Below are 6,915 nucleotides of genomic sequence, written 5' to 3'. Positions count from 1 at the left end.
CGCGTTGGCCCCCGCCAACCTGACGGCCAGCCTGGACAGCGCCAACAAGCTCGTCTTCACCACGGCCAACGACTACGCTTCGTCCACGATCGGTGCGGTTACCGTCGGCTCGACTCCGGGCACCGCGACGTTCGGAGCTGCTGTTGCTCCCGTCGCCGATGCCGCCTCGCAGACCATTCGCGCTAATTTGGTCAGCCAGTACAACAACATCATCACCCAGATCACCACCACGTCGCAGGATTCGTCGTTCAACGGCATCAACCTGCTGAACGGCGACGACCTCAAGCTGACCTTCAACGAAACCGGCAAGTCGACGCTGAACATCAAGGGCGTGACCTTCAACGCGGCGGGCCTCGGCCTTGCCCTGTTGACCTCGGGCACCGACTTCCTGGACAACAACTCCGCGAACGCCACGCTGGTCAAGATCTCCAACGCCAGCACCACGCTGCGCACCGAAGCCTCGACGCTGGGATCGAACCTGTCGGTCGTGCAGATCCGCCAGGATTTCAACAAGAACCTGATCAACGTGCTGCAGACCGGCTCAGCCAACCTGACGCTGGCCGACACCAACGAAGAAGCGGCCAACAGCCAGGCGCTGTCGACCCGCCAGTCGATCGCAGTCTCGGCGCTTGCGCTCGCCAACCAGTCGCAGCAGAGCGTGCTCAAGCTGCTGCAGTAATCTGAAGCTTTCAACCGGCAGTCGAAACGGCGGGGGCGGCCCCGCCGTTTTTGTCGTTGCCGACATGGCTGTCATTGCGAGGAGCGAAGCGACGAAGCAATCCAGCCGATAACTCTTCGTTAGGAGTTGGGTTTATCATGGAATTGATTCGGGTCGTTGCGACAACGATACTCTGGTCGATCTCAATTCCAAGGGACGTATGCAATGGGCCGGCTTCAACCTCGTTTCAAAAGCCTCGAGCAGAGCAGAACAAGGCGCTCTCCGGCCGATCTGCACGCCGCCGCCGTGCGCCACTTCTTGTCCAAACGATATGGAGCGGCCGAAGACCGCTGTCGGCAGGCATTGACGCGTGATCCGAAGCACGCGGATTCGCTCCATCTTCTTGGTTTGGTCCACTGGCAGACCAACAGCCCGGATCTGGCCGTCGATCTGATCGCCTCGGCGATCAGATGCAATCCGAACAATCACGAATATTTCTTGAACCTCGGCGAGTTGCTTCGAGAACAGAACAAGCTGGATGAGGCCAGGAAAAGCTTCGACATCGCGATCAAGCTGGCTCCAGATCGGGCCGCGCCCTGGATCAAATTAGGAAACCTGCTGCGCATACAGCGCCGGTACGATGAAGTGCTGCTGACCTATGAGCATGCTTTTACGCTCGATCCCAACAATGCGGAGGCATCGGCTCTAAGCGGCGGCGTCTTGCTCGAATTAGGCCGGTACGAGGAGGCGCTCGCCAAGTGCGATCTTTCGCTGGCCATTTCTCCGGATCAGGTTGAAGCGCTCTGTGTCAAAGGCGATTGCCTGCACAATCTCGGCAGGAATGCAGAGGCAGCGGCAAGCTATCGGCGGGCATCCGAGTTGGAGCCGGGTCGGGTGTCTGCTTGGCGGTTGCTTGGAAAAGTGCTCGAGCAACTCGGGGATCGTGACGGCGCGATTCTGGCCTTGCGCCGGGCGCGTGAACTGGATCCTTCCGATGCGTTCGGTGCGAGCGTCGAACTGATGCGGCTGGGCGCCGACGAAGTGTCGGAAATGCCCGCTGCCTATGTGCGTCGGCTGTTCGATCAATATGCGGATACATTCGATACCGCTCTGCTGGAGAGGCTCGGATATCGCGGACCCCAGGTGTTGCTGGAAGCGGTGCGGTCTGCATGCCTCGCGCATCGGAAGCCGGCCCATTTCAGACACGCGATCGATCTCGGTTGCGGTACGGGATTGGCGGCGGCCGCCTTTGCTGAAATGGTCGATCGATTCACGGGCATCGACCTTTCGCCGGCTATGATCGAAAAGGCACGCGCCACGGGTCTCTATGCCCAGCTTAAAGTGACCGATATGCTGGAGGGTCTGCGGTCGACGCCTGACTCCAGCGTGGAGTTCGTCCTCTCCGCCGATGCGATGGTCTATGTCGCCGATCTCTTTCCGGTTCTGAAGGAAGCGAGCCGTGTTCTGGCTGCCGGCGGCCTTTTGGCTTTCACCCTGGAAAGGCACGACGGCGACGGTTTTACTATGGGCGAGGGCAGGCGCTACGCTCATAGTGCTTCTTATGTGCGCGCGTCGATAGAGGCAGCCGGCCTTGTGGTGTTACAGCTCGAACAGCAACCGATCCGCACCGAGAGAGGCGTGCCCGTGCCGAGCCTTGGGATCGTTGCGGAGAAATCGTGAATTGTTCGCCAACACTTAGGCCGCAGTAATTGGTAACCCGGATTGAGCTACAGGCCCGCTACTCCGGATGAGGGCAAGAACTTCCGGATGGCGCAGCTGCCAGTCCGCGCACAATCCGGGCTCCATCTCGTCACAATCGGAAATGGTAATTAACCATATTTTAAAGGCACAACTGTATAAATCGTGGGCATTTTCCGCCGCCCTGCCGCCCAGATCGAGGTCATGAATGTCCAGCGCCGCCCAGACCTACGCCCGCAATTCGCAGACCACCGCATCGCCCCGCGAAATCGAAGCGCAGGCGCTTTTGAAGGCGGCACAGCAGCTTCAGGACGTGGTGGAGAACTGGAGCGGGGCGGGCAGCCGGCTCAATTCGGCGATCATGTTCAATCGTAAGTTGTGGTCGATCTTCATGAGCGACGCCATCAACGATGAGAATCCGCTGGCGGTCGAAATCCGCCAGAACATCGCCAATATCGGCATCTTCGTGATGAAGCAGACCGTCGAGATCCAGACCAACCCCGCGCCTGAAAAGCTGAAGTCGCTGATCGACATCAACTGCAACCTCGCCGCAGGTCTTTCCGGCCGCGCCTGATGGCCGATATTCTCAGCATCATCGCGACGAACTACACCACCGTCGGCGGCATGGTGCCGTCGAAGACGCCCTATGTCGCGGTCAATGCGGCGGACTACCAGGGCACCTGGCAAGGCAAGTACTCGACCGGCGAGGACTTCAGCTTCACGGTTTCCAACGTCAACGGCTTTCGCGCAAAGGTCCGCTACCAGAGCGGCTCGACGGTGAAGTACCAGGACGTCCTGATCAGGGACGCCTCGTTCCGGATCGGCGATTCGAAATTCATGCTGGCCAAGCTCGGCAAGGCGACGATCAAGACGGTCGTCACCAACCCCTATGACGGCTCCACGCGGCTCAACACCGCGTATGCGACGCGGGACTAGGTGTCGCCGTGTCCCGGGCGCGATGCCGCGTTCTTCACGCTGCTTCGCAGAATCGGGACCCACCCAGCCATGAACACCGTAAACGTTGGTGGGCCCCGGCTCTGCAGCGCACCACGCCGCGAAGGGCATAGCGCGTCGAAGACGCGCGTAAATGCGCTTATGGCGCTGCGCTGCGTCCGGGGCACGAGAGCGGCGCTTCTTAGATCTGCCTGTCGATGCGCAGCGCGTGGACGTCTTCGCGCGCCTGTTCCAGCGCGCGGGCGTAAGCGCGCCGCCGCAACATGCCCTGGTCGGGAAACTGCTTGACGACCAGGCTGGTGCGGTTGTCGACCACCTGATAGACCACCGAGCCGGCGTCGCGGTCGAGGATGACGTGGTTCGAGGTATGACCGCCGGAGTTTTGCGTGTCGTTGCGGGCGTGTGGGCCGGCATCCGCCGCCGCCACGCTTTGCGGCGCAGGCAGGTCGGTCGCAACCGCCTGCTCCGCCGCGGGCGAGACGGGCGGCAACGGCGTGGCAACCGGCGTCCCCACCGGCTTGATGCTGAAATCCGAACTCATGGCGGCCTCCAAGCCTTCCTCGAGTCAAACCCCAACCTTTCCCGTTGGCAACCATAGCGCCGCGGCCCTCACCACCGCGTTAGAAAACGCGCTGAATTTCGCACTGACGGCGGGCCGATAATTTGATGAAAAATGCCCGGTTTCCGCGATGTCCTTGGGGCTATGCGGCCACAGGGCGCGCTTTGCACCCCGAAAGTGCCTTCCATAGCTGCCTTCTTTTGCATACGCTTGCGACGATCGCCGCCGCATTGCCGGCGGCGACGCCCAAGATCCCAAAGGGACGGGTATACCAGGGAGGAAACCATGAAGCGAAGAACCGTACTTGCGGGACTCGGCGCCACCGCGGCCACCGGCGTTCTCGGGATGCCGTCGATTCTAAAAGCGCAGGCGCCTATCACGCTGAATGGCGCCGTGCAGTTCAACGACGATCACGCGTTCAACCGGGCGCTGCTCAAATTCGAAGAACTGGTGAAGCAATATTACGGCAAGCCGGTCAACTTCACGCTGCACAAGAACTCGTCGCTCGGCCTGGAGAAGCAGTATTTCGAATACATGTCGCAGGGCAAGGCCGTCGACTACGGCATCGTCTCGCCGGCCCACATGTCGACCTTCGCCAAGGCGGCGCCGTTTATCGACGCGCCCTTCGTGTTCAAGGGCATCGACCACATGAACAAGGTGGTCGAGCAGAACATCCTGGCGCCGATCGCCGATGAGGTCGCCGCCAAGGCCGAGGTGGTGCTGGTCGGCTATGCCGGCGGCGGCATCCGCAACATCTTCGCCAACAAGCCGATCCGGAACCTGGCAGAGATCAAGGGCCTCAAGGTGCGCGTGCAGGGCGCGCCGATCTGGTCGAAGACGTTCGCGGCGGTCGGCATGAGCCCGACGGTGATCGCCTACAATGAAATCTACAATGCCATCCAGAACGGCGTGATCGCGGCGGGCGAAAACGAGGCGGCCGGCGTCGAGGCGATGAAGTTTTATGAAGTCGCGCCGCATCTCAACCTGACACAACACGCGGTGTCGATCCGCCCGATCTGCTTCTCGGTGAAGACGCTGAAGACGCTGCCGAAGGAATTGCAGGAGGCGATCTTCAAGGCCGGCAAGGAAGCCGGCGATTACGGCCGCAAGCTGGAATCCAGCGAGGAGGTGACAAAGCTCGATGCGCTGGAGAAGGCGGGCAAGCTCAAGCGCGTGCCGTTCGAGGAGCGCGACGCCATGAAGAAGCTCGCCGATCCCGTGATGGCGCAATACGCCAAGGAAATCGGCGCCGAGGGCATCTTTGAGAAGATCAATATCGCTTGAGACCGATCCATCCGACCGTAAACATAAGTGCTTTTCCGAGCCACGCATTCAGCCGTCATCCTGAGGAGCCGCGCCCTTGCGCGGCGTCTCGAAGGACGGCCGCAAGTGCCTGTGGCCGATCCTTCGAGGCTCGCCCAAGAAGGCGAGCGCCTCAGGATGACGGCGCTGCATATGGCCGGCAGCAAATTGATGCCCGCGTCTGACGTTTCACTTGCCCGCCCGGAGTGCCGATGACCGAAATACCGTTGTCTCCCAGCCCGTCGCTGTGGCGCCGGGTCACCGCCGCCTACGGCAAACTTTTGGAAATACTGTTGGCCGCCTGTGTCGGCATCATCATCATTCCGGTCACGCTGCAGGTGGTCTCGCGCTACACTCCCTTCATTCCGTCCTATATCTGGACCGAGGAGATGGCGCGGTTCCTGTTCGTTTGGACCATCATGATCGGCGCCATGGTCGGGGTGCGGGAGGCGCAGCACTTCGAAGTAGACGTCTGGCCGGACCTGTCGCGGCGAAGCGAAGCTTTGGTGCGGATCGCGGCGCGGCTCGGCATCCTGGCGCTGGCGCTGGTGTTCGTGTGGGCCGGCATCGAGTTCACCCGGTTCGCATGGAACAGAACCTCTGAACTTGCCGATCTGCCGCTCTGGCTGATCCATGTCGCCTGGCCGGTGGCGGGCTTCACCTGGATCGCATTCGCGGGCGAGCAGATCGTCGATGAAACGCGCATCCTGTTCGGGACCGCGCGATGAGCGGCACCGTTTTTTCAGCCGGCCAGGCGGCCCTGGTGCTGTTCGGCGTTTTCATCGCGCTGTTGATCGTGCGCGTGCCCGTCGCCTTCGCGCTCGGCCTTGCCTGCCTGCCGGTACTGCTGATCGAGCCGCGGCTGTCGATGATGACGCTCGCGCAGGAGACTTTTAATGCCTACAATTCCTTCATCCTGCTGTCGGTGCCGTTCTTCCTCTTGACCGCGAACCTGATGAGCATCGGCGGCATCACCGACCGGCTGGTGGCGCTGTCGCGCTCGATGGTCGGGCACTGGCCGGGGTCGCTGGCGCAGATCAATGTGGTGCTGAGCGTGTTCTTCGCCGGCATCTCCGGTTCCTCGACGGCGGACGCCGCGAGCCAATCCAAGATCTTCATCGATGCGCAAACCAAGGAGGGCTACGACCTCTCGTTCTCGATCGCGATTACGGCGGTGTCGGCCGTGCTCGCGGTCATCATCCCGCCGTCGATCCTGATGATCGTGTGGGGAGGGCTGATCTCGACCTCGATCGCGGCGATGTATCTGGCCGGCATCGTTCCGGGCCTGCTGATCGCCGGCGCCCAGATGGCGACCGTGCACGTCTATGCGGTGCGCCGCGGCTATCCGACCTATCCGAAGGACAGCTGGGTGCAGATGCGCTGCGCGATCTGGCAATCGCTGCCCGCGCTGATGACGCCGTTCATCATCGTCGGCGGCATCCTGCTCGGCTGGTTCACCGCAACCGAATCGGCGTGCGTAGCCGTGCTGTATTCGGTCGTGCTGTCGACGTTCTTTCACCGGGAGACCGGCGCGAAAGAATTGTACAAGGCGCTGCTCGACACCGGGCGGCTCGCCGGCGTGGCGCTGTTTTGCGTCGGCACCGCCAGCGCATTCGGCTGGCTATTGGCCTATTACAAGATTCCGGAGGCGCTGCTGGCCAACGTCTCGACCTGGGGCATGGGAGCGATCGCGGCGGGCTTCTTCATCGCCTTCTGCTTTCTGGTGGTCGGCTGCTTTCTCGAC

Annotated in this window: 8 protein-coding genes; 7 read left to right on the top strand and 1 reads right to left on the bottom strand. The window is 61.7% G+C overall.

What is annotated here, in order from left to right; all coding sequences use genetic code 11:
• From VGP39_RS00660 to VGP39_RS00645, 4 genes are all read left to right on the top strand, one after another.
• The coding region (locus VGP39_RS00660) for a flagellin (RefSeq protein WP_327566183.1) at positions 1 to 679 on the top strand (679 nt) is incomplete at its 5' end.
• 204 nt (positions 680 to 883) lie between these two features.
• Positions 884 to 2,338, top strand: a complete 1,455-nt coding sequence (locus VGP39_RS00655; RefSeq protein WP_327566182.1) for a tetratricopeptide repeat protein — start codon at positions 884 to 886, stop codon at positions 2,336 to 2,338.
• Between the two features lie 226 nt (positions 2,339 to 2,564).
• Entirely contained in the window at positions 2,565 to 2,930 is a 366-nt protein-coding gene (gene flaF, locus VGP39_RS00650; protein WP_327566181.1) for a flagellar biosynthesis regulator FlaF, read from the top strand.
• Entirely contained in the window at positions 2,930 to 3,292 is a 363-nt protein-coding gene (locus tag VGP39_RS00645) for a hypothetical protein (RefSeq protein WP_327566180.1), read from the top strand. Before flaF ends, VGP39_RS00645 begins: the two co-directional genes overlap by 1 nt.
• A 199-nt stretch (positions 3,293 to 3,491) precedes the next feature.
• Here the strand turns inward: VGP39_RS00645 and VGP39_RS00640 are convergent, their stop codons facing one another.
• The gene (locus VGP39_RS00640) at positions 3,492 to 3,851 is read right to left on the bottom strand and encodes a hypothetical protein (protein WP_327566179.1); all 360 of its coding nucleotides are present in this window, start codon (positions 3,849 to 3,851) and stop codon (positions 3,492 to 3,494) included.
• Between the two features lie 303 nt (positions 3,852 to 4,154).
• Here VGP39_RS00640 and VGP39_RS00635 point away from each other — a divergent pair, with 303 nt between their 5' ends.
• The 3 genes from VGP39_RS00635 to VGP39_RS00625 form a co-directional block, all read left to right on the top strand.
• Positions 4,155 to 5,153: a TRAP transporter substrate-binding protein gene (locus VGP39_RS00635; RefSeq protein WP_327566178.1), complete on the top strand. Its 999-nt coding sequence runs from the start codon at positions 4,155 to 4,157 to the stop codon at positions 5,151 to 5,153.
• Positions 5,154 to 5,383: 230 nt separating this feature from the next.
• A complete protein-coding gene (locus VGP39_RS00630) occupies positions 5,384 to 5,899 on the top strand; it encodes a TRAP transporter small permease (RefSeq protein WP_327566177.1) in 516 nt (171 codons plus the stop codon).
• Positions 5,896 to 6,915: TRAP transporter large permease (locus VGP39_RS00625; RefSeq protein ID WP_327566176.1), on the top strand; the 1,020-nt coding region annotated here is incomplete at its 3' end. The genes VGP39_RS00630 and VGP39_RS00625, both read left to right, overlap by 4 nt.

It is taken from the genome of Bradyrhizobium sp., assembly GCF_036009065.1.
In the GTDB taxonomy this organism is placed as follows: Bacteria; Pseudomonadota; Alphaproteobacteria; order Rhizobiales; family Xanthobacteraceae; genus Bradyrhizobium.
The sequence above is the reverse complement of the archived record's forward strand: the minus strand, read 5'-3'. Positions and strand labels throughout refer to the sequence as shown.

What these genes read in the sequence shown, in the direction of transcription:
- VGP39_RS00640 (WP_327566179.1), bottom strand. Translation starts at nt 3,851, where the DNA reads ATGAGTTCGGATTTCAGCATCAAGCCGGTGGGGACGCCGGTTGCCACG.
- flaF (WP_327566181.1), top strand. Translation starts at nt 2,565, where the DNA reads ATGTCCAGCGCCGCCCAGACCTACGCCCGCAATTCGCAGACCACCGCA.
- VGP39_RS00655 (WP_327566182.1), top strand. Translation starts at nt 884, where the DNA reads ATGGGCCGGCTTCAACCTCGTTTCAAAAGCCTCGAGCAGAGCAGAACA.
- VGP39_RS00645 (WP_327566180.1), top strand. Translation starts at nt 2,930, where the DNA reads ATGGCCGATATTCTCAGCATCATCGCGACGAACTACACCACCGTCGGC.
- VGP39_RS00630 (WP_327566177.1), top strand. Translation starts at nt 5,384, where the DNA reads ATGACCGAAATACCGTTGTCTCCCAGCCCGTCGCTGTGGCGCCGGGTC.
- VGP39_RS00635 (WP_327566178.1), top strand. Translation starts at nt 4,155, where the DNA reads ATGAAGCGAAGAACCGTACTTGCGGGACTCGGCGCCACCGCGGCCACC.